The organism is Paraburkholderia ginsengiterrae, assembly GCF_001645125.1.
Classification (GTDB): Bacteria; Pseudomonadota; Gammaproteobacteria; order Burkholderiales; family Burkholderiaceae; genus Paraburkholderia; species Paraburkholderia ginsengiterrae.
This window is the reverse complement of the sequence record NZ_LXKA01000098.1, coordinates 14,903-35,745: the sequence shown is the minus strand read 5'-3', so window position 1 is coordinate 35,745 and position 20,843 is coordinate 14,903. Positions and strand designations below refer to the sequence as shown.

14 protein-coding genes are annotated in these 20,843 nt (G+C 58.5%); 7 read left to right on the top strand and 7 right to left on the bottom strand.

Annotation, left to right across the window (positions count from 1 at the left end; all coding sequences use genetic code 11):
- Positions 1-13: 13 nt before the first annotated feature.
- Positions 14-640: an SCO family protein gene (locus tag A6V37_RS07075; protein WP_064272398.1), complete on the bottom strand. Its 627-nt coding sequence runs from the start codon at positions 638-640 to the stop codon at positions 14-16.
- A gap of 290 nt (positions 641-930) precedes the next feature.
- Entirely contained in the window at positions 931-2,700 is a 1,770-nt protein-coding gene (locus A6V37_RS07070) for a serine aminopeptidase domain-containing protein (protein ID WP_064272397.1), read from the bottom strand.
- A gap of 1,064 nt (positions 2,701-3,764) precedes the next feature.
- Between A6V37_RS07070 and A6V37_RS07065 the strand changes: the two genes are divergently transcribed.
- Positions 3,765-5,060, top strand: a complete 1,296-nt coding sequence (locus tag A6V37_RS07065; protein WP_242665991.1) for a glycosyl hydrolase — start codon at positions 3,765-3,767, stop codon at positions 5,058-5,060.
- Between the two features lie 48 nt (positions 5,061-5,108).
- Here the strand turns inward: A6V37_RS07065 and A6V37_RS07060 are convergent, their stop codons facing one another.
- The gene (locus tag A6V37_RS07060) at positions 5,109-6,089 is read right to left on the bottom strand and encodes a glycosyltransferase family 2 protein (protein ID WP_064272395.1); all 981 of its coding nucleotides are present in this window, start codon (positions 6,087-6,089) and stop codon (positions 5,109-5,111) included.
- Positions 6,090-6,615: 526 nt separating this feature from the next.
- Here A6V37_RS07060 and A6V37_RS07055 point away from each other — a divergent pair.
- The 6 genes from A6V37_RS07055 to A6V37_RS07030 all read left to right on the top strand — a co-directional run bounded on the left by A6V37_RS07055 (position 6,616) and on the right by A6V37_RS07030 (position 15,895).
- Positions 6,616-7,704 (top strand): glycosyltransferase family 2 protein, encoded by a 1,089-nt coding sequence (locus A6V37_RS07055; RefSeq protein ID WP_064272394.1) that lies wholly within the window; start codon positions 6,616-6,618, stop codon positions 7,702-7,704.
- Between the two features lie 20 nt (positions 7,705-7,724).
- Positions 7,725-9,224, top strand: coding sequence for a N,N-dimethylformamidase beta subunit family domain-containing protein (locus A6V37_RS07050; protein ID WP_064272393.1), 1,500 nt, complete (start codon positions 7,725-7,727; stop codon positions 9,222-9,224).
- Complete coding sequence (locus A6V37_RS07045; RefSeq protein ID WP_131799957.1) at positions 9,221-10,474, top strand: hypothetical protein; 1,254 nt, start codon at positions 9,221-9,223, stop codon at positions 10,472-10,474. The genes A6V37_RS07050 and A6V37_RS07045 overlap by 4 nt, the downstream gene beginning before the upstream one ends.
- A 112-nt stretch (positions 10,475-10,586) precedes the next feature.
- The gene (locus A6V37_RS07040; RefSeq protein WP_064272391.1) at positions 10,587-11,891 is read left to right on the top strand and encodes a cellulase family glycosylhydrolase; all 1,305 of its coding nucleotides are present in this window, start codon (positions 10,587-10,589) and stop codon (positions 11,889-11,891) included.
- Positions 11,892-12,005: 114 nt separating this feature from the next.
- Entirely contained in the window at positions 12,006-14,267 is a 2,262-nt protein-coding gene (locus A6V37_RS07035) for a polysaccharide biosynthesis tyrosine autokinase (RefSeq protein ID WP_064285878.1), read from the top strand.
- A gap of 149 nt (positions 14,268-14,416) precedes the next feature.
- Positions 14,417-15,895, top strand: a complete 1,479-nt coding sequence (locus tag A6V37_RS07030) for an MOP flippase family protein (RefSeq protein WP_064272389.1) — start codon at positions 14,417-14,419, stop codon at positions 15,893-15,895.
- Here the strand turns inward: A6V37_RS07030 and A6V37_RS07025 are convergent.
- From A6V37_RS07025 to galE, 4 genes are all read right to left on the bottom strand, one after another.
- On the bottom strand, positions 15,821-17,056 hold the full coding sequence (locus A6V37_RS07025) for a glycosyltransferase (protein WP_242665989.1): 1,236 nt from the start codon (positions 17,054-17,056) through the stop codon (positions 15,821-15,823). The two genes, A6V37_RS07030 and A6V37_RS07025, sit on opposite strands and share 75 nt — an antisense overlap.
- 52 nt (positions 17,057-17,108) lie before the next feature.
- On the bottom strand, positions 17,109-18,197 hold the full coding sequence (locus A6V37_RS07020; protein WP_064272387.1) for a glycosyltransferase family 4 protein: 1,089 nt from the start codon (positions 18,195-18,197) through the stop codon (positions 17,109-17,111).
- Positions 18,198-18,230: 33 nt separating this feature from the next.
- A complete protein-coding gene (locus A6V37_RS07015) occupies positions 18,231-19,376 on the bottom strand; it encodes a glycosyltransferase (RefSeq protein WP_064272386.1) in 1,146 nt (381 codons plus the stop codon).
- 440 nt (positions 19,377-19,816) lie between these two features.
- Positions 19,817-20,839 (bottom strand): UDP-glucose 4-epimerase GalE, encoded by a 1,023-nt coding sequence (gene galE, locus A6V37_RS07010; RefSeq protein WP_064272385.1) that lies wholly within the window; start codon positions 20,837-20,839, stop codon positions 19,817-19,819.
- Positions 20,840-20,843: the final 4 nt, after the last annotated feature.

The window sequence follows — 20,843 nt, the reverse complement described above, 5'->3', positions numbered from 1 at the left end:
CATTGGCGTCTAACTACACGCGCCCTAGCGCGTCGAGCACATCGCAGATTTCGTTTGCACGCGGCAGGTCGGAACTCCGCCAGCGCAGCATTGCGTTTGCGTCGAAGCAGTAGATTTGTGTTGAGTGATCGGCGATGTTTCCAAGGGGTAACTGACTGCCCGAGAGCGCTATGCGGATGCGGTCGACATCCGGCAATGCCGGAGTCGCCGCGTGCCAGTCGGGGCCGGCCTGAAAGCGTGCCAGCCAGTCGCGCAAGGCAGAAGGCGAATCGGAAAGCGGATCGATGCCGATCGAGAGCAATTGAATCGGATGACGTGTGCGTATCTTCGCCACGCGCTCCTGAACCGCGCCGAACAATGCGCCCTGCAGAGGGCAGACAGAACTGCATCCGGTGTAGATCGTCTGCAGTGCGGTAATGCGTTGACTCAGCATGTCGTCCAGCAGGCGTTTTTGGCCCGTCTGGTCGACTAACCAGGCGTCGTCGAGCCGAACCGGTGGAGTGACGACTCCTGCGGCATGCTGCGCATAGACGCGCGGACACATCGCGGCCAGCGTGGCCGACGCCATGCCGCATAGCAAAGTCCGGCGGGTCACTTTGCGCGCCGAGGTGATCTCGGCAGCAGGTGGGTACGGATTCATTCTATTTTTGCTCTAGCTCTAATAATGGTCTTTGTGAATGCCTCCGGCGCGGCAGCCTGTGGGCGGGCCGGATGGATTCGGTATCGGTATCGGTCGCGTTCGCGCGCTCTAACCTCCGCACATTGGCGATGTCGGCGAGCGTAGTTTTCGGGATCCCAATTAAAAGAAGATAGCGAACTGCAGCGATTGCGGGGAGTGCGAACTGCGTGCGTCCGTGCGGTTAACCACGCACCGGAACTTCCCTGACTGGCAAATTCCGACCGATTCGACCGACGTGATTTCCGCAGACATTACTCGTTGGCAAATGCTTGCCTGAAGAATGTCTCGCACAGCGTCGCAACCCGCTGCCGTGCCGCTGGATTCAGAACTTCGTGGTCCATGTTCGGAACGACCATGGCGCTGGCATGAGCGAGCTTGTTGAGGCGGCGTCCCCCTCGCCCGAAGTGCAATCGCAATTCGTCCAGCCCGTGATCGAGCGGACTGAATAGCAAGCGGACACGAACTCCCCGTGCATCCAGATCCATCATGCGACGTCGGGCGCGGGCGCCCTTGTTCACTGCATTGCCGTTCGCATTACCGGCCCATGCCGTGGCGGTATTGCCGACGGCGTCGATGACATAGCGGGTCAAGGTCCGCAACACAGGTCGCAGGCTGACTTCGCCGCGCAGAACTTGCGACCATTTCTGCGGACGAAACATGGCCTGAAAATGTGCGCGTGTGGAGCCGGATCCGATGGTCGCGGCATCACACATCCTGAAGCCGACCGGAAATTCAAAGCTCTGCAGATTGACTAGCAACAGCGCCGCTACCGCAGGGTTTCGTATGGCTGCGTGAAGCCCGAGGTAGGCACCTGAACAGATGCCGAACACGGCGACGTGCGGATGGCCCCGCTCGACCGCCCAATCGACCGCCAGCGACGTATCGGCCGCAAGCTGGTCATAACTGAGCAGGGATGGGTTGGCGACCGTCCGGGCTCCCGGGCTGTCGCCAATGCCATGCGCATCGACGCGCACGGATGCGATGCCCGCGCGTGCCAGCGAACGGGCCAGTTCGACGTTGAACCGCCCGTCGCCCACATGATGCGTGGCCGCGGTGTTGGCGATGACGACGAGCGGTGAGCGTCCCTGCTGGTTTGCCGGTTCGCATAGCATCGCAAAGAGACGCCCGTCGGCCAGCTCGACCGGTGTTTCGACCACGCCGTCCAAACCGACTGGCCGCCAGGCAGGGGCCGAATGGGGCACCGCATCGAACGCGGCAGCTGGAAGCGGTGCGGGCGATTGCGCCATCTCGCGCGCGAACCATTCCTCGATGGAACGCAAGGTTGCCTCGGGCAGTACCGCCTGCCACGAGGGTTGCATTGCGTCGGGATATTCGGGAAACGGAAGCGAATCGACTTCGGCGCGAAGCGTGGTGTACAGGTTCCCGAGCTCGTAGCTGGGTCCCTGATTGGCGGCGTGAACGATCAGCAGCCTGTTCGCCGGGGGGGATGTCACCCGGCGCAGATCATACTTCGATATCGCGTCAATTGAAGCTCGGCTGAAGCGGTGCCCCAGCACGTCAAACGCGTTGTCGGGCGCCGTATCGCCGTTGATATGGCGGCTTGTTTTATCGATCCACGCTCGCTGCAGAACGTTCATTTCCCTGATGAATAGCCGCCCGCTGACCACTGGCGCAATAAGCGCCACCGTGTCGACGAGCGCCGCCGGCGCGGCCTGCGCGGCAACCAGCGCGCCGAAGCGGAACCCGGCAAGCGCAATGCGCTCCGCGCCCGTTGCTTGCCTCAGAAAAGTCACTGCTTCGATGGCTTCGCTGGTCCACTTGCTGGGTTCCACGAGTTCATCGGTGTCGACGGAGTCACCGGTGCCGGCGTAGTCGAAGCGCAAGACAGCGAACCCCTGGCTCGCGAGACGGTCGGCGAGCGAGCGCATGGTTTGGTGCAGCCACAGGGCCTCATGCCCGAGGGGGCCGCAGATCACGATGCCTGATTTCCCGACTTCGCCGGATCGCGGCTCCGGCTCGTAGAGCCAGCCGAAATGTCCGCCGAAATCGACCGGATGCATTTTGAAGTTCACGTTTTATTTGTCTCGCTATCCTTGTGGATATTCAAAACATTTAATGCTAATTGCGTTTTAAATGTTCCGGCCATAATCGAATATTTAGATTCGTGGTTCTGTTGTATTACGCGACCTTGCGCTAGTGGTTGTCGGTTCGCTTGCGCACGTAGCGAAATGTCGTAAATTGCGGCCGGCATTGTGAATTTGAGGGTGGGAAAATCACTGTCCGACGACTCTTCGCCCCGGATGAACGGGCGTCGAACCACTGGCGGGTGCTTCGTTTGTGCCCCAAAAAGGGGCTTGCCACGGGGGAGTTGGCGTCACTTTTGCTACTAGTTCCCGCCATCACGGCGACTGGCGATCTCCGCCACGACGTTGGAAATTGCCCCCAGAACATCGGCATTTCGTAAGCAAATCATCGGGATAGTGATTCTGGGCCACGGTTCGCAAAATTAGAATAAATACTCTAAACGCGAATGGCGTCCAATCGGCTCTGCCCAAAGATGGGGCAAGGATGTGCACGCGACACGTTGATAATCCGGCCAATGGCCCATAAATCCACGGCACTCCGTCCGTTCGGGTAAAGCCTGATATGACTTTTCGCGAATCTGGCACGCCTGTCCAATATGGTGCATGCGTATGATTTAATAGGTGAATTTTATATTTATATTAATAATATAAATATAAAAAACTGCCGAATTAATTATCAGACGTTACAGCTTGTTACGGTTCAAGGCTCGTTTAAAACGTTTCATCTGTGTAACATTGCGACTCATCGCTGGGGTGGAACGAACGTTCTACCTGAGGCGGAACGCAGGTTGTTTACTTGCGCCTGGTTTTGACGGGGCGCATGGGCCGTTTCGCCTATCTTTCCTTCTTTTCAGTCGCTTTGGCTTCCTTAAAGGGGCTTAGGGCGAGCTTTTGCCTGATTCAAGGCCGTTATCAATTCAACAGTGGGTCAGATGAAACTTCAAACCTTACGTAAGCATTCAATCTACTTAGTACTACCAATTTTGGCCGCATGCGGTGGCGGAAGCGGTAGTGGTGGTAATGCGGCAGGCGTCGCCAATGTGGCCGATCCGGCAACCGTAGTCGATGTCATCAGGCACCCGGCGTCGGTCAGCGGCACCACGATCCCGCCGGCTACGTCGCTCAACGATTCGTCGGGCGCTGTCTGGCAGGTGAAGAGCGGCGTGGCCTATCGCGCAGGTACGAAAGCTGGCTTTACGATGAATGTCACCTTGCTGCTGTGGTACGCGGGCAAGGTTTATCAAGAGAACACCGACGGTAACTGGTGGGTCTGGCAGAACAGCAACTGGGTAGCCTCGTCGGATCCGCGTCCTGCCACGAGCACGCCGGCCTCCTCGCCCGCGGCTTCCGCACCGGCTGCGTCCGCGCCCGCTGGTTCGACGCCCACCACGACTGCTGCGATCCCGTTCTCGGGTATCAACGAGCACTACAACTACGGCGGCATTTACACGTCGATTCCTCTCGCGACTCAAGCGTCGACCCTTACGGACCTGGGCTTGACGGGCAACCGCCAGGATATCCACACCTACGGCCAGATTGACACCGTCGCCAACACGGTGATCCCGGGCATGTCGGGTGTCACGGTCATGCCGATGATCGACGCCTATCCGTGGGACGATCCTTCGCTGAACGGCGGCACGCCGACCGAGGCGAGCGCCTACGCTTACGCCTATTCGATGGCGGCTTACGCGGCGACGAAGTTCAAGGGCGTTCCGGTGATCGAATTCGGTAACGAATACGACCTCGATAGCCACAACCAGCCGATTGCCAACGACGGCGCCAATGTCTCCGACTACGACAACAGCACGTGGCCGATCTGGCGCGGCGCGCTGCGCGGCTACTACGACGGCTGGCGTTCGGTCGATACGGCAGGCACGACGAAGGTCATCGCCACCGCATCGGCGGGCTTCCTGCATCTGGGCTGGTACAAGGGCATGCTGACGGGCACGCAGCCGGATGGCTCGACCGGCCACCCGGTGGTGAAGACTGACATCATCCAGCTGCACTGGTATTCCGACGGCGGTGATCCGGAGAATACGTGGGGCGTGACGGGTACGAACTACAACGTTCTGCAGACCCTGCACAACGCGTACAACCTCCCGATCATGTTCACGGAGATCGGCATCAACACCGACTTCACCACGGCACAGGCGCAGGCGTACATCACCAAGACGATTCCGGAACTCTGGGCGGCCAAGTCCACGTACGGCGTGATCGGTTTCAACTGGTACGAACTGTACGATGATCCTACCGGCAACTACGGCATCATGACGAGCAACGCTGCTCAGAAGCCGATTTACGCCACGATCAAGCAGGCGGTCGCGGGCTTGCATTAAGCAAGGCCATGATCCGGTTGCGGGTAGTCAACGCAGCCGGGTCGAACTTTACCGTTCGCTGAAACGCCGGACGAAGCTGTAGAAGATTCGTGGATGTATTTTGAGCAGGCACATCACGAACGACAGTTTCGGCCGGCTATCTGCATACATGCGATACAGGTGCTGCAGATGCAGCCGTTCCGATACCGTTCGCAAGATGGGTTGGGCGAGCTGGTAGGTGGGTGCTCTCATCGCCACCTGGAACGCGACGGTTCTGAAGCCGTAAATATATTTCAGTCTGAAAAGACGCCGGTTCCGATTCTCGATCGGCAGCGACGACGTGGTTTTCTCCACGAGGTCCATGATCGCAAAGAGATCCAGAATCTTTGGATTGAACCGGGTTGAGATGCCGCTCTCGCGCAATACATAAAAATACAGGCGATCCGGTATCAGGCGGACGATCTTCGATCTGCCCAGAGTCTGAACAGACACGCAAATGTCTTCGTAAATCAGCCCGCTCGGATGGTGGACGCCGGCGAAGATCGAGCGCCGCACCAGCTTGTTCCAGCAGTACGCCTGCAACGTCAGGTCCATGATTCTTTCTACTGCCTCGACCCCGGTTATCACCTTGTCGTCGCTGTCAATCTGATAGTTCACCGAACCATCGGCACTGACATTTGTCGCGGCGAAAATCACGGCATCGGCATCATGCGCGACGGCCTCCTGAATGACGCGTGCTATCAGATCCGGATGAACGTAGTCGTCACTATCCACGCATAACACATAATCTCCGGTCGCCTCCATGGCGGCAATCCGGCGCGTTTCCGCCAGCCCCTGATTGTGCTCGTTCGTCACCAGCTTCCATGCGACCTTGTCCTGCGACTGAAGTACGCGAGACACGATCTCGCTTGAGCGATCCGGGCTGCAATCGTCGACGGCGATGATCTCGAAGTCGGTACAGGTCTGCGACAGGAGGGAGTTGAGGCACGCTTCAACGTAAGGTTCGACGTTGTAGATCGGCAGCAGAACGCTTACTTTGGGCACGGACATGGGTGAGGCCTCCAGATTGACGTGTCGGGCTGCTCATGCTGCGATGTAAGCGGGCCCTCCTTGCTTGCGCATCCATTCTTCAAGTAAGTGATGTTAGTAAACAGGCGTTTGCGAGTCGGTGCGATGCGTCACATTTCCCGTCGGGGGCATGCACAGCGCGCTACGCCATCAATTGTCTGTGTATTACACGAATGTGAACGTGGTCCTGCCGCCCGCGATGTGTTCCTGCACTGTGGGCTTCCGAACGTACGATATCCGCGCCGCACTGCAATATGGGGTGTACGGGGGCGTACTGAGAATTCGCGCGGTCGACATCAAACGAGTCGAGGTCGATTGCGGGTGTGTGTGAGGCATATAACGAAAAAGTGTCACACGAAGGATTCGCGCTGTTCGATCGGACCGTTCCAGAGGCAAGACTGATGCCGCGCTGAGTCCGTGATCAGCGCAACGAAGTGCTATTCGCCGCATTGCCTTCTTATATGTCAGGGCAATTTCGAACCATCGATTTTGAAGGGTTGCACATCCTATGAAACCAGTGGACAGCGGAAGTGACGAAAAAATTTTGTCCGTGGTAATTCCGGCATTTAATGTCGAGCATTACATCGGAGTTGCGCTCAAATCGATCCTCGCTCAGCCGCGATTCGAAGAAATTGAGGTGATTGTCGTCGATGATGGCTCGACGGACGGCACTCTGGAGCAAATCCTTAAAGTCAAGGAAGGCCCTGGCGGGCACAACATTACGGTAATTCATCAGGAAAATCAGGGCGTCAGCGCAGCCCGTAATGCCGGCATTGCGCGTGCAAAATCCCGCTATATCGGCTTTCTTGATTCCGATGATGAATTGGCGGCGAGTTTCACGAATATCGTCATGCCTTTGCTCGATGCCGATACCGCGGACATCATCGAGTTCAATGTCGGCATGGTGGATTCAACCGGACGCCGAGTTGGCGCGCTGGTGATCGTGGACGACGCAACGGCAGGCCAACGTACCAACAGTATTGAGGCGTTGCTGGAGTTCGCACGCATTTGCCAGGTGCACTCCGGCGCGCGGGTCTATCGGCGAGCGCTATGGGACGGCATAGAGTTTCCGGTTGATCACGTGTATGAAGACTGTTCCGCCATTCCTCAGGTGTATAAGCGGGCGCGCACGCTGCACGGTCTGCGTGACGAACTCTACTATTACCGCCGACGTGCAGGGAGTATCACGCAGGTGACGACGCTGCGCTCCGTCGAGTGTGTCGCCCGCTTTGCGGGGGAGGCCCTTGAAAAGAGCAAAGCCGGAGACGATGAAGCTTACTGGCTGGCGCTGTTTCATAAGTTTTTCGCCAACGAATGCTTTCTGACCTCCCGTGTCGACGCATCTGTTCTTCCGCAAGCGCTGAAGCTGGTTGAGGCGACCGCGGCGAAGTATCGAAGCTTCGCCGCGCAACACAAGGCGCCATTGCCTCCATTGCGCTATCGCACGCAGATCTCGATGAAACGGCGCGTCTTCGGGATGAAGCGGCTGATCAAGCGCACATTCGGACTGGAACTCCGGCCGCCCAAGGCTGCTCCGCGCCGCGTCGATCGACGTGTGGCGCAGCCGGCTGTTGGCGAGCCGGCGACCGACAAGTGACTTCTCGTGACGGGCGAGCCATGCAACTTTATCCACTTCAGACATCGTTCACTGCCGGGGATTACTTCGACCTCGCGGTAGAGCCGCGCAGGCGGTTCTCGATTGCGATCTATCAACAGCAGGACGCGGAGTCGATGGTCAGCGTGGGTGGCGTGATCGCTGCGGGCACGCGAGATGTAATGGCGGTACTCATCAATGGCCGCTATGTATTCGAGTCGTCGCGTGAGCGTAAGCCGGTTCGCTTCGATAGCGACTGGGACTGGCCGACGATCACGATCAAGCCAGAGACCGAAGGGCTGGAAAGCGGCGCGTATGCGGCGATCGCGTATGAAGTCGGCCCAAAGGGCGAACCTTTGACGGATCTGGGGCGGCGTTGCGTTGCACGTCAGCCCATTCTTGCCGCGCCGCCGGACAGCGACAGCATGGCGCTCATTGTCGCCCGGCCGCGTTCCCCGTCCGCGTCGATCGCCTATGTGGTGCCGATCGCCACCTACCATGCCTACAACTCGACAGGCGGTGGCTGCTTTTATGGTGACCCGATTCACCGCACGCATCCGGCTTCAAAAGTCACCCTGCTCCGGCCGGGCGGCGGATTAGGAGCCCAGATCGGCGAGCCTGACGATGCGTACGACCGGCGCTCGCCACGCCAGTGTTTCACACACTGGGATGCGAAATTTGTCCGCTGGCTGCGCGCGCACGATTTCGCCTGTGACTTCTACACCGACGTTGACCTGCACCGCGCCACGGACCTCGACCTCACCGAGTATCGTTGCATGCTGAGTGTCGGTCATCACGAATACTGGAGCCAGGCGATGCGCGACCATGTCGCGCGCTTCATTGCCGGTGGCGGAAATCTGGCCGTGTTCAGCGGGAATACCTGTTACCGGCCGGTCGATTTCGGTGCGGACGCGGATCTGCATCACGTCAAGGAAATGAATCGGCTCGCCGAACATTGGCCCGATTTCAACGAGAGTAACCTGCTCGGTTTGAGTTTCGGTTATGGCGGCGCGAAGTACAGCGTCTGGAGCCGGATAAGGCGCAAATGGGTCAAGCTCGAACGCGAGCCGATTGGCTTCACTGTGCGGCACGCGGACCATTGGGTATTCGCCGGCACTGGCGTTAAAGACGGTCAGACCTTCGGTGCCGACGACCGTTTGGTCGGCTATGAAGCCGACGGCGTGCCGCAGACGCCGAACGGGTTCACGACGCTCGCCAATTCGGCGAGGCTCGTTGGTTGGGACGTAGGCGGTGTCGCTGCAATGGGCGTATTCACACCGGACTTGGGCGACGGCTCCCATCAGGGCCAGGTGTTCAATTGCGGCACGACCGATTGGCCGCGAGTACTACTCGATAGCGGCGCGAGCAGTCACGCGATCGTTTCCAGGATTACGTTCAATGTGATCCGGAATTTCCTCGGTCTTGCCGCCCTGGACGATTCACGGGAAAGCGCGGCGCATGGCGGCACTGTCGAAGCCGAACGCGGCGAACATGCTGCGCCGATTGGCGTAGGGAACGCATGATGGGCACACTCTGGACACTGATCTTTTTTATCGGCGTCGTGAGCGACGTGATGTCGGGGGCGATTCGGTACTACACGTCGCTGGTCGGCGTGCCGCAGGCCATCTATCTCCCCAAGATGATGATGGCGGCATGTATCGTGCTGATCGTGTTTCACAGGCCGAAGGTGAGTCATCTGTTCGTGCTGATGTACTTCGCGATGCAGGCTTGCGTGTCGCTTCTGAACGGCGTCGCTCCGAGTGCGGTGGTCTTCTGGGCGTGGACGGTGCTGCCGATGTTCTTTGCGTTTCTGGCGCCCCCCGAAGCGTTCGCCATGCTCGAGAGGCCGCGCGCACGGTTCGCGTTCCTCGCCGTAGCCCTCGTGTGCATGGGTGGGGTGCTAGTCAATTATTTCGGTTATTTCAACCCTCTGCCCTGGGTCGGCGCCAGCACGGTGGTGGATGGCGTGGCGGTCCACGTCACCAACTCGAGCTATGTTGGCGATACGCCGCGTTTGCCGGGTTTCGGGCGTGACAGCGCGGCTGCGGGACTCATGATCGGCTTGCTGTCGACTTGGCTGCTGCCGAGGTTCCGCTCGCTTGTGACAGCGTCGACGTTACTCGCGGTAGCAGGACTGTCCATCTGGGCCACGACCAACAAGACAGCGCTGGTCGGGCTGGCAGTCGTCATTGGCATAGAGCGGTTTGGCAAACTCGGCACCATCCGGCGAACCGCGCTCTGGGCGGCGGCGGCGGCGCTTCTTTTGCCGTTCGCCTCGTTCGCTATAACAGCGGCGTTCAATCACTCGCTGTTTGATGGAGGCACGCTCAGCTCGTTCCAGGATCGCTTCGAGAACACATGGCCACTGCTATTGCAGGGCATGGTTCGCGAGAATCTCGTCTGGTTTGGCATCGGCCCAGGCGGGTTTGGCGCGGCGGCGACTTACTATCACGGCAATTTCGGCTTCAACGTGGGTTACGCAGACAATATGGCGCTGTATACCCTCGCGAACTTCGGCGCGGTCGGCGTGCTTATCTTCGCAGTTCTGTTATCAAGAATACTGTTCTCCAACGGATCCGGGGATAGAGTCGCCTGGACAGTGCTGATGTTTCTATTGATCAGCGGTATTACCACGGACATCTTCGAATCGGTTGGCTGCCTGTTGTTCTTTGGCGTCGCGGCGAAATCGCTATGGCTGAGCACGCAAGGACAGCGTTTCCCTATGAGGCACGGTTTTGTGTTTCCCGTGAGGCACCGGAAATCGACGCTTTGATACCGCAGTCACGAATAATCTGACGTTGACAGGGCGTAGTGCGCTGACTGCTTCGTCCTGGGGGTTGTAGATGAAGGTTCAGCGAGACAGACGGTCGCGTCGAATCGTAGTCATGGTGGGCTGCGTGGGCCTGGCGATTGCGCTCGCGGGTTCACTGGCTATTCGCATCTTTGCCATGCCGGCGGCCCCGCTGGTGACCCTGAGTGGTGAGGCGAAGACGGACGAGAAGCCCTACATTGAACTGCCCTCGTTTGCCGCAGCACGGGCCGATACCGGCGTGGCGATCCACGATATCGACGATACCCGGTTGCTGGATGCGGTGAAAGACGTGGGGTTCTCCTTCATTCGCACGGACCTTTACTGGGCAACGGTTCAGGCGGGTGGCGGCTGGCATTTCGAGACGTTCGACAAGCTGGTGGCTGACCTTGCGCAGAGAGGGCTGGGTGCGCTTTTTATCCTCGGATACAAGCACGAGATGTACAGCCCGGAACAGCCGCCAACCTCGAGTGAGCAGCTTTCGGCGTTCAGGGAATATGTTTTCCAGTCCGCGAAGCGATATAGCAGGGACAACGTCAGGTTTGAGGTCTGGAACGAAGAGGACGACAAAATGTACTGGCTGGCCGACCCGTCACCGTCGAAGTACCGGAGGCTGTTGACGACTGCCGTGAAGGCAGCACGGGAGGCCAATCCGCGCGTGACGATTGCAACGGGAGGGGTGCAGCAGATCGACCTCAAGTTCATTCGATCCGTCGGGGACATTTCCAGCGAAACGCTACGGGGCCCGGACGCAATCAGTGTGCACCCCTATCGTCAGGAGTATCCGGAGTCGGTATTTGCGGATTACCGCGTGCTGCGCGAGGAGCTGTCCAGATACAGGAACGCGCCGGCGGTCTGGGTGACGGAGTGGTCGTACCCGAGCTATGGCTACAAGTACGTCGTCGAGATGGGCAACGGGCATTCACGCGCCGCGCGGGCACTACAGGCCAAATACACGGTGCGGCGCTTTCTGGTCGACTGGATAGCGGGCGTGGGCCTCACGACCTATTACGACATGCGCGACGACGGTGAAAGTCCGACCGATCAGGAGCACAACTTCGGTCTGCTGGACGCAAACAATAACAGGCTGCCTGCTTATAACGCTTCGAAGTATCTGTTTTCATTTACGGCAAATGCGGCCAGTGCGAAATACTTCATTGACGAGAGTAATAATTACGTCATCCTAAAGTTAATCGGAAAAACTGGCGCAATAAAATATGTTATCTGGTCTTATGGCGACGGAAATGGACTGAACTTGGACGTATCGAATTTGCCGCGAAATGCAACCATGACCGACATGTTCGGGAAGGTTCTGACAACGAATGGGGTGCTCGCGGTGCCCGAAAAGCTTGGCCCGGTTTTTGTCAGTGTTGCACCGTAATGCCACATATACGGTGTGAGAAAAAGGTTCCTCGGCACTTCCACATGAGCGGCTTGATGACTGGAAGCGTGTGTTATAGCGAGGTCTCGCTCGTCTTTTATCGCGGAAAATGAAATGAGTTCATTCATCGGACAATCGGCAATGAGCGTTCCTTCTGCCAGGAACGACGGACTTCCTGGCCTTTGGCGAAACATTGCCCGGCACAAGCTGCTATTCGCGGCGATCTTCGGCACATGCTGCTTCATGGGCGGTCTGTACATTCTGCTGGCGACGCCGCAATACCGGGCTGACGCATTGCTGCGCGTGCAAAACAAACCCGGTGCATCGGTCAGTGCGCTGTCCGACGTGTCGGGAACGATGTCCGCGGATCAGGCTGCCGACGACGAAGGCGACGTTCTGAGTTCGCGCACCATTGTCGGTGAAGCGATTGCGCAAACCGGGGCCGATGTCACGGTGCAGACGGAAAGTCACTTTCCGCTGATCGGCCGTTTTCTTGCGTCCCGCCATGCTGCCGATACGCACTTGGCGAAACCGTTCCTGGGGCTAAGCAGCTACGCCTGGGGTGGCGAGCAACTCAAGCCCGGGATCTTCCAGGTGCCGAGCGCCGCGTACGGTGACAAGTTTCGCGTCGTGACGGGCGAGGCGGGCAGCTGGACGCTGTTTGACAAGGACGGACGTCCGCTCGCAAAAGGCCAGGTTGGCGAGACCGTGCCATTCCAGGTCGTAACGGATGATGCAGGCGCGCCGGCGCAGTTGCGGATCGACGTGCTGCGCGCGCGTCCGGGCGTGGAGTTCACGCTGTCCGCAGTGTCGATGCAAACGGCCTACGAAAACGTCAGCAACCAGCTGAAAACCCAGGTTTCGAGCTTGAACTCGGCGGTGCGGGACTCGTCGCTGATGAAGTTGAGCTACCAATCCAGCTCGCCCGTGACCGCGCAGCTCATGGTCAATGCGATTGTGCAAGCGTTCGTCAAACGCAATGTCGACGACCGCGCAGCACAGGCTCGCCTGAAGCTGGAAACCCTGAAAACGCGTCTGCCGGAATTGAAGAAGGAGTTGCAGACCGCGGAAGACCGTCTCAGCGATTTCCGGATGAAGAACCACGCGATTGATTTGGAGCAGCAAGGCGTGGTGCTCATTTCGCGCATGAATACGCTTGCTGAAAAGCAGGCGGCCCTGCGGCTCGAATACGATGAGAAGCGGCAGTTGTTTGGTCCGGAGAGCCCGGTCATCAAGGGCTTGGTCCAGCAGCTGGATCAGGTGGGCCAGGATATCGGGCAAACCTCTGATGTGGCGAAGAATCTGCCGGCCACGCAGCGCGAGTATGTGCGGCTGTCGAGCGATGTCTCCGTGAACAAGCAGCTCTACACCGGTGTGTTGTCGAACGTTCAGCAACTCGAGGTTGCCGCGGCGAGCACCGCGCCCGGCGTAAGCGTCATGGATTGGGCGATCGCACCGGAAAAGCCGTCGTGGCCGCGTAAGACGATCGTTCTGCTGGGCTCGATTCTCGGTGGTCTGTTTGCCGCTACGGTTGCCGTTCACCTCATTTCGCTCAAGCGCAAGGAACTTCGCACACCGCAGGAAATTGACTATGTTTCGGATTTGCCGCGCCTCGCCGTTGTTGCACGGTCCAAAGCGCAGCTTCGTGACGGTGCGCAATCGCGAGGCCGTCTCGCGAGCCCGGCCAAGTTGCTGGCGGTCAGCAGTCCCGGGGACCCGAGCGTTGAAGCGCTACGCTCGTTGCCGAGCAGTGTGAGAACGTTGCTGTCGGGAACGGGCGGTGAGCTGGTCAACAAGGTGATCCTGTTCACGGGCCCGACTCAGGGCGTGGGGAAGAGCTTCGTTTCGTCGAATTTCGCCTATCTGCTTTCGCAAACGCATGCATCGGTCCTTCTGATCGATGGCGATATGCGGCAGGGGAAATTGAGTCACCTGTTGCCGGATCACGGCGGGCCGGGCCTTGCTGAGGTGCTGAAGGGGACCGTGGCGCTCGACGATGCGATCGTGAAGCAGGAGGGATCCAATCTGTCGGTGCTGGGTGCAGGAAACGCTTACCCGTCGAACCCCGCTGAGCTTCTCAACAGCCCCGCGTTTGCGGACATGCTGGCGACGGTTCGCGAGTGCTACGACTTTGTGGTGATCGACTCGCCGCCGGTTCTTCCCGTGAGTGACGCGGTCTCGATTGCGGCACAAGGTTGCGACCTGGTTTTGCTCGTCTCGCGTGCCGACCACACCGGATCTCGCCAGCTCGAAGAAACGCTGCAACGGCTGGCGAACGTAGGTGCGAATGTGGGCGGCCATATTTTCAACGGATTCCTTCCCTCGCGATACGGCGAGCACGACGACTACGGGCTGATTGGCGCCCGGCGTTATTGAGTACACCGCCGGGCCCGATCCCCGGCGACGTTGCCGGTCAGGCCCGGACACGCCGGCCGCGTCCCCGGACGCGGTCGAATTCGTTTTCTTCCGGATGCGCGTGCCTCGACTCTGCTCTGTGTACTCTTTGACGAAAAGCAAGGAAAGTAATGTCATTACGAGAAAAGGCGATTTCGGGGGCGAAGTGGTCGGCGGCATCCATGGTCTCGATAGTCAGCGTCCAGTTCCTGCAGGTGGCTATTCTTGCCCACTTGCTGAAACCGGGCGAACTGGGCCTGGCGAGCATGGTGTCGCTGGTGACGACGCTGGCCGACATGTTTCTCGACATGGGGTTGAGCACGGCGATCGTTCAGCGCAAGAACGTGACCACGAATGAGCTTTCGTCGCTGTACTGGCTCAATGTGATGTTCGGTGCGGTTCTTGGCGGATTCCTGCTCGCGGGAAGTGGTGTGGCTGCATGGTTCTTTTCGGAGCCGGAACTGAAGTCGCTGGTGGCGCTCGCCGCTCTGATGTTTTTCATTTCGCCGCATGGCCTGCAATACCAGTCTCTGATGGCGCGCGAGTTGATGTTCGATCTGCTGTCGAAGATCGAGGTTGCGTCCAGCATGGTGTTGTTCGCCACCACGCTCGTTGCGGCATTGCGGGGATTTGGCGCGTACTCGCCGATTTTCGGCGCGTTGACCGCCGCGGTCTGCCGCACGCTGCTGCTGAATCTGAATGGGCGAAAGCTGCACAAACCGGGACTGCGGTTCAGGTTCTCCGAGACGAGGTCGTACCTGAGCTTCGGTGTATTCCAGGCGATGGACTCGATGGTGAACTACCTGAACGTCAATTTCGGCGGCATCGTGGCCGGCCGTGCATTAGGCGCGGCGACGCTCGGCGGCTATAACCTCGCGCTCAACTGCGCCGTCAATTTTCCCGCGCGCCTGAATCCTTTCTTTACCCGCGTACTCTTTCCCGTCTTTTCGATTATTCAGGATGACACGGCGAAGCTCCGCCAGAATTACTTCAAGCTGACGGGCTTCATGGCCATGTTCAATTTTCCTCTGGTGTTCGGCCTGATGGTCGTCGCGCCGGATTTTGTCGTGTGCATGTTCGGCGCGAAATGGCTGTGGGCGGCGCCGGTGATGCGGGTTCTTTGCCTGGTTGGCGCATTCCGCTGCATCGGCAATCCAGTCGCATCGTTGATGATGGCGACGGGCAACATCCGGCTGAGTTTCTGGTTCAACCTGGCGAAGACGACCGCCATGTTGCCCGCGATTATTGCCGGCGCCTATCTGGGCGGCGCGGTAGGCGTTGCGATTTCGCTTCTCACGGTCGAAGCGATTACGTTTCTACCCATGTATCTGATGTTAAAGCGCGTACTCGGTCCGAGTTTCGGAGAGTTTCTCAACGCCTGTTTTGTTCCGCTGAGAATGACGATCCCGATGGTCGCGATTGTTTGGGTCGCGTCCAGGTTGCTCGATGCGTCAGTGGGGCATGCCGTGCAACTGGCAGTGGAGATTGTTCTTGGTGCCGCCGTTTTCGGCGTGACGTTCCTGCTCGACAGATCGTTACTTTGTGCCGAGATCCGAGGCATTGTGTTCAAGATGGTCCGCAACGCGGCGCTGCGGCACGGGCTGCAATAGAACGCGCTGAGCCTGAGCGTCGAACACTTCGCGCGAGAACCGCAGGCGATAGGAATCGATGAGGCCGGACAACGGATAGTCCGGCGCAGAAAATATCGCTTTGACGAAAGCGTCCTGATCGTGAGAAGGAAATAGCAACTCGGCCGGCAAGTAGGAGCCGAGTGCCGACACTTGTGACGCGACTATAGGACGTCCTGCCAGAACGGCTTCGATCATGACGAGCGGTACACCTTCATAGGCCGACGGCAAGACGACAACGTCGCTTGCCGCGATATAGGGCAGTACATCGGATTGGGGGCCGACAATCCTGACGCAACGCGAGAGAATCTCGCTTGCTCCCACGAAATGCTGCAGTTTCTCCGCGTCCGGACCCTCACCCACGATGAGCACGAGCGCATTCGCAAACGCCTCGGGGTTATGCATGATGGCGGCGAGCAGAAAGTCCTGTCGCTTATGCTGAAAGTGGATCCGGCCAATATGGGCGCAAATGAATTTTCCGGTCTGCGGCAATCCGAGCGCGCTGCGTGCTGTTTCGCGAGTGAGAGCGCTATTGCTGAATCGGCTGTCTACATAGTTCTCGAGAATCGCCACAGGCGTTTCCGGTGCCTGCTTCAGCAGTTTGACGCGCAGATGGTCGTTGAGCGTAATGTACTGTTGCGGGAGCTGGTAGAGCGCGCGTTTAACGAGTGATTTGATTCGCTCTGTCGCAGGCGCGCCCGCCGCGGCGGCATCGTCGACCAAAGGGATGTAGCTGACAGCAATTGTACGCGTCAGTCGCGCAGCAAGCAGGCCGGCCATAGCCGACACGATCGTGCCTTGGGCAATGACGAGCTTCGACAGATCCAGCGTGCGCAGTATGGCGGCGGTTCGCCATGTTGCTGACAATAGGGCGAGTGGATTACGGTGAATCGACTCGGAAGTAAACGGCAATGAGGTGACGACGACCTGCCGATACTGTTGTGCAACGTCCCTGGCGAAGTCCGACATGAGTTCATTGTGTGCCGGCACCAGAATATGCAGGCTGACAACTCCTGAGCTTTTTGCAAGCGCGAGAATCAGCCGCTTGAGCATTTCCTCATGGCCGCCGTTGACGCCCGAATCGCAATAGATGCCCAACCTCACTGATCTTCTCCTTAAGTGCGAAACCTGGCTCGCAGACACGCGAACTGGTCCGAGGCGCAAGGCCGGTCGACAAAAAATCCGTGGCACGACGTTATGTCGCGCGCCGGGATCGATCGATCACCTGAGCGAGTTTCTCCGCGCTCGCACCCCAGCGATACTTGGCGGCGTGCAGACGGCCGCGCTCTATCAACGTTGCCCGCAGGTCGGGCAAACGTAGTAGCTCACGCAACTTGTCCGCAATATCTTCCGACGAAAAGGGATCGCAGTAGAGCGCGGCATCCGCGCAGGTTTCCGGCAATGCCGACGAGCGGCCCACAATCACCGGGCAGCCGTTGCGCATGGCTTCCAGCGGCGGAATGCCAAATCCTTCATAGATCGACGGATAAACAAAGCAGTGTGCGTGTTGATACAGCGCTTTCAGTTTCTCGTCGCTGACGTATCCCACGGCCTTGATGTTGGGCGCGGCGTCCTGAACATCCTGAACATCGCCGAATACGCTGGTGTTCTTCATGCCGACGATCACGAGATCGATCGAAGGATCATTGAGTTGACGGAAAGCTTCAAGAATCCGGCCGAAGTTCTTGGTGGGATTCATACTGCTGACGGCGAGCACGAAGCGCTTCGACTCGAGACCATGTTCGTGCAACACGCTTGTATCCGCAACGATGGCATCGAGATGATCGGCGCCTAGCGGAACCACACTGATTCGTCCAGTCGGTACCCCACAGTGGTGGGCGAGACGCCGCCTCGAGAAATCCGAATTGGTCACTACACAACTCGATGTTCTCGCAAGGATCCAGAACATCACTCTGTACCAGGCCCGGAAACGCCACGAGAAATGGGCGGGCGTATCGAACACCGCCGCGTCGTGCATATAGATAACCTGGTTGAGACGGAAGATCGAAGCCGAATTGCTGAGATTGACGATGCGGTGTCTGCCGGCGAACAGGGGAAGAACCAGTTGTTCCCAGAACACGCCTTTTCCAAAGCCGATCTTGACCGTATTGGTGCCGTCCACGGACAAAAGTCCTGGCTGTGGCGGGACAACGACGGTGACTTTGCCGGAGTTCGGCAAACGTCCAAGTGCGACGATCAGTTCGCGTGCGACGCGCTGTACACCAGTGGTCTTCTGAGTGGCGAAACGACCGTTGTAGATGAACGTTTGGGTAGCCGGATACATATTCTTCACACTGTTGTCCCCGCAAGGCAGGTATTAGCGATTGACGTCATAAGGAAGCGCGATATCGGCGATCAAAGGTTCTTTGCGCGGACTCCGCTCTTCGCCCAGACCGTATAGCTGCCGCCACTCCCGAAAGATCACCTCCATCGAGAAGCGCTCCATCGCCCGTTTTCTCGCTGCCGCACCCATCTGCTGCCGCAGTGTCGGGTTATCGCGAAGCAGTGCGAGGTAATTCGCCATTTCTTCGTCGTTTCTCGCCACGAAACCGGTGACGCAGTGAATGACGATGTCCCGATTGCCCACCACGTTGGTGACCACTGCTGGGATACCTGCGACTTGCGCTTCGATCAGAGCCAAAGGCATGCCTTCCCAGCGAGACGTCTGAACATAAACGTCGAGCTGAGACATCAATTCCAGGGCACGGGCACGAGTTACCCAGCCGCTGCATGTGACGGCGTCGTCCTGGTACAAGTCCGGTACTTGCTCGGCATTCCCGCCTATCCACAGAAAATTGACGGCGGGATCCCGGAGTGCGTGGGCCAACTTGATGAACAGTTCATGGTTCTTCTGGAAGGAAGCGCGACCTGTCATGCCAATCAACACCTTCTCGTCGCTTCGCCTGCAATGCAGAGGGATTTCGCTGGTGTCGACACCGTTCTCGATCAGGATGGGCGCGCGGGCGTGAACCCTGTCCTTGATTTCATGAAGTTCACTGGGTGAGCATGCAACGATCGTTCCGCCGATATAGTTGGCCAATCGCTCGAAGCTCAGGTAGGCGTATTGTTTGGCGGGCGATACGTCGCGCCGCAGGAAGGCGGGGCCGTGCGGCGAGTACAGTACCTTGGCGTGAGGCGACGCTATTTTGGCGGCGGCGCGCCCGAGCACGCCTGCTTTCGACGAGTGGAGGTGGATCACTTCAGGATTGCGGTCACGAAGGTTGTGAACCAGCGCGCGAAGGCTCGACAAGTCTTGCTTGAAGCTGATCTCTCTGCACATCGCGATATATGTCATCTTGACTTTGGGATGAAACAGGCGCGCGAAATCCGGGGGGGTCTCGCGCCGCAACGAATATATGACGGAGACATTGGCTCCGGCTTCTGCAGCGCGATTGGAAAGCTCGGTCAGCATCGACAGAACCCCTCCACCGAAGGCTTCCGTGATATGCACGATGTCTTTCATATGTCTGTTCCCGTTGTCGAGATTCTGGTAGACGAGATGGGGCTGTCCATCTAGATGGAAGTACTGGCGCGTTGTAATCTTCTCGTTGCGGGACTAATAGCTCTGTCTGATAGCGCACACTAAAAAAATCTAGATATGTAGGCATCCGAAGTAATTTAAAAGTTATTATCAATATGGTGAAAACAAATAGCGTCTATCCGCAAAAAATGCGTGCTATGAAGCCGCAATGGCGGGATTTACCGAACGAGAGTTTTGTATGATTTAAATCTGATTGGAAACGATATACGTCAGATCAAAATAAGCGCTCTGCGAAGTTCGCCAAATGTGTAGTGAGGCTAATTAATTGAAGAGGCAGGACGCCTGTGGAACTGCGTAGTAGTAGACGGCGGCGGAGCCCCTGCCAGGCGACTCCTTCGCGCCGCCGTCTAGCTGGATTCAACTCAGACGAATCCTTGCGGATTCGCCGACTGCCAGCGCCAGTGATCCGCGCACATCCGCTCGATGCCGAACTGTGCGCGCCAGCCGATGATCTTCTCGGCCGCCGCCGGGTCGGCGAAACACGAAGCGACGTCGCCGGGGCGGCGCGCGACGATCTCGTAAGGTACTGGCTTGCCGGACGCTTTTTCAAATGAGCGCACCACGTCCAGCACGCTATAACCCTGGCCGGTGCCGAGATTCACGACAAAGCTGGCGTCGCGCTTGACCAGCGCGTCGAGTGCGGCCAGATGCCCGCGCGCCAGATCGACGACGTGGATATAGTCGCGCACGCCGGTGCCGTCGGGCGTTTCATAATCGCCGCCGAACACGCGCAGCTTTTCGAGTTTGCCGACCGCGACCTGTGCCACATAAGGCATCAGATTGTTCGGGATACCGGCGGGGTCCTCGCCGATCAGGCCGCTCTCGTGCGCACCGACCGGATTGAAGTAGCGCAGCGTGGCGATTCGCCATGATGGATCCGCGACTTCCAGATCGCGCAGAACCTGCTCGGCGATGAGCTTCGACTGACCATACGGATTCGTGGCCGACAGCGGGAACGATTCGTCGATCGGTGAGCTTTTCGGCACGCCATACACGGTAGCCGACGAACTGAACACGAATTGCTTGACGTTGCGTTCACGCATCACGCCGAGCAGTGTCAACAAACTGCCCACATTATTGCTGTAGTACTCGATGGGTTTGGCGACCGATTCGCCCACCGCCTTCAGCGCGGCGAAATGAATCGCGCCGGTGATCGGGTGTGCGTCGAAAATCCGGTTGAGCGTTGCTTCGTCGCGTGCATCGGCTTCGTAGAAGGCCAGTGCCTTGCCGGTGATTGTCTCCACGCGCCGCAACGATTCGCGGTTGCTGTTCACGAGATTGTCGATTACCACGACGTCGTAACCGCCGTTCAGCAGTTCGACACAGGTGTGCGAGCCGATAAAGCCCGCGCCGCCCGTTACCAGAATCGTGCCCTTCGTGGTCATGCTG

What these genes read in the sequence shown, in the direction of transcription:
- A6V37_RS07015 (WP_064272386.1), bottom strand. Translation starts at nt 19,376, where the DNA reads ATGAAAGACATCGTGCATATCACGGAAGCCTTCGGTGGAGGGGTTCTG.
- A6V37_RS07045 (WP_131799957.1), top strand. Translation starts at nt 9,221, where the DNA reads ATGATGGGCACACTCTGGACACTGATCTTTTTTATCGGCGTCGTGAGC.
- A6V37_RS07050 (WP_064272393.1), top strand. Translation starts at nt 7,725, where the DNA reads ATGCAACTTTATCCACTTCAGACATCGTTCACTGCCGGGGATTACTTC.
- A6V37_RS07055 (WP_064272394.1), top strand. Translation starts at nt 6,616, where the DNA reads ATGAAACCAGTGGACAGCGGAAGTGACGAAAAAATTTTGTCCGTGGTA.
- A6V37_RS07020 (WP_064272387.1), bottom strand. Translation starts at nt 18,197, where the DNA reads ATGTATCCGGCTACCCAAACGTTCATCTACAACGGTCGTTTCGCCACT.
- A6V37_RS07070 (WP_064272397.1), bottom strand. Translation starts at nt 2,700, where the DNA reads ATGCATCCGGTCGATTTCGGCGGACATTTCGGCTGGCTCTACGAGCCG.
- A6V37_RS07035 (WP_064285878.1), top strand. Translation starts at nt 12,006, where the DNA reads ATGAGTTCATTCATCGGACAATCGGCAATGAGCGTTCCTTCTGCCAGG.
- A6V37_RS07075 (WP_064272398.1), bottom strand. Translation starts at nt 640, where the DNA reads ATGAATCCGTACCCACCTGCTGCCGAGATCACCTCGGCGCGCAAAGTG.
- galE (WP_064272385.1), bottom strand. Translation starts at nt 20,839, where the DNA reads ATGACCACGAAGGGCACGATTCTGGTAACGGGCGGCGCGGGCTTTATC.
- A6V37_RS07030 (WP_064272389.1), top strand. Translation starts at nt 14,417, where the DNA reads ATGTCATTACGAGAAAAGGCGATTTCGGGGGCGAAGTGGTCGGCGGCA.
- A6V37_RS07040 (WP_064272391.1), top strand. Translation starts at nt 10,587, where the DNA reads ATGGTGGGCTGCGTGGGCCTGGCGATTGCGCTCGCGGGTTCACTGGCT.
- A6V37_RS07060 (WP_064272395.1), bottom strand. Translation starts at nt 6,089, where the DNA reads ATGTCCGTGCCCAAAGTAAGCGTTCTGCTGCCGATCTACAACGTCGAA.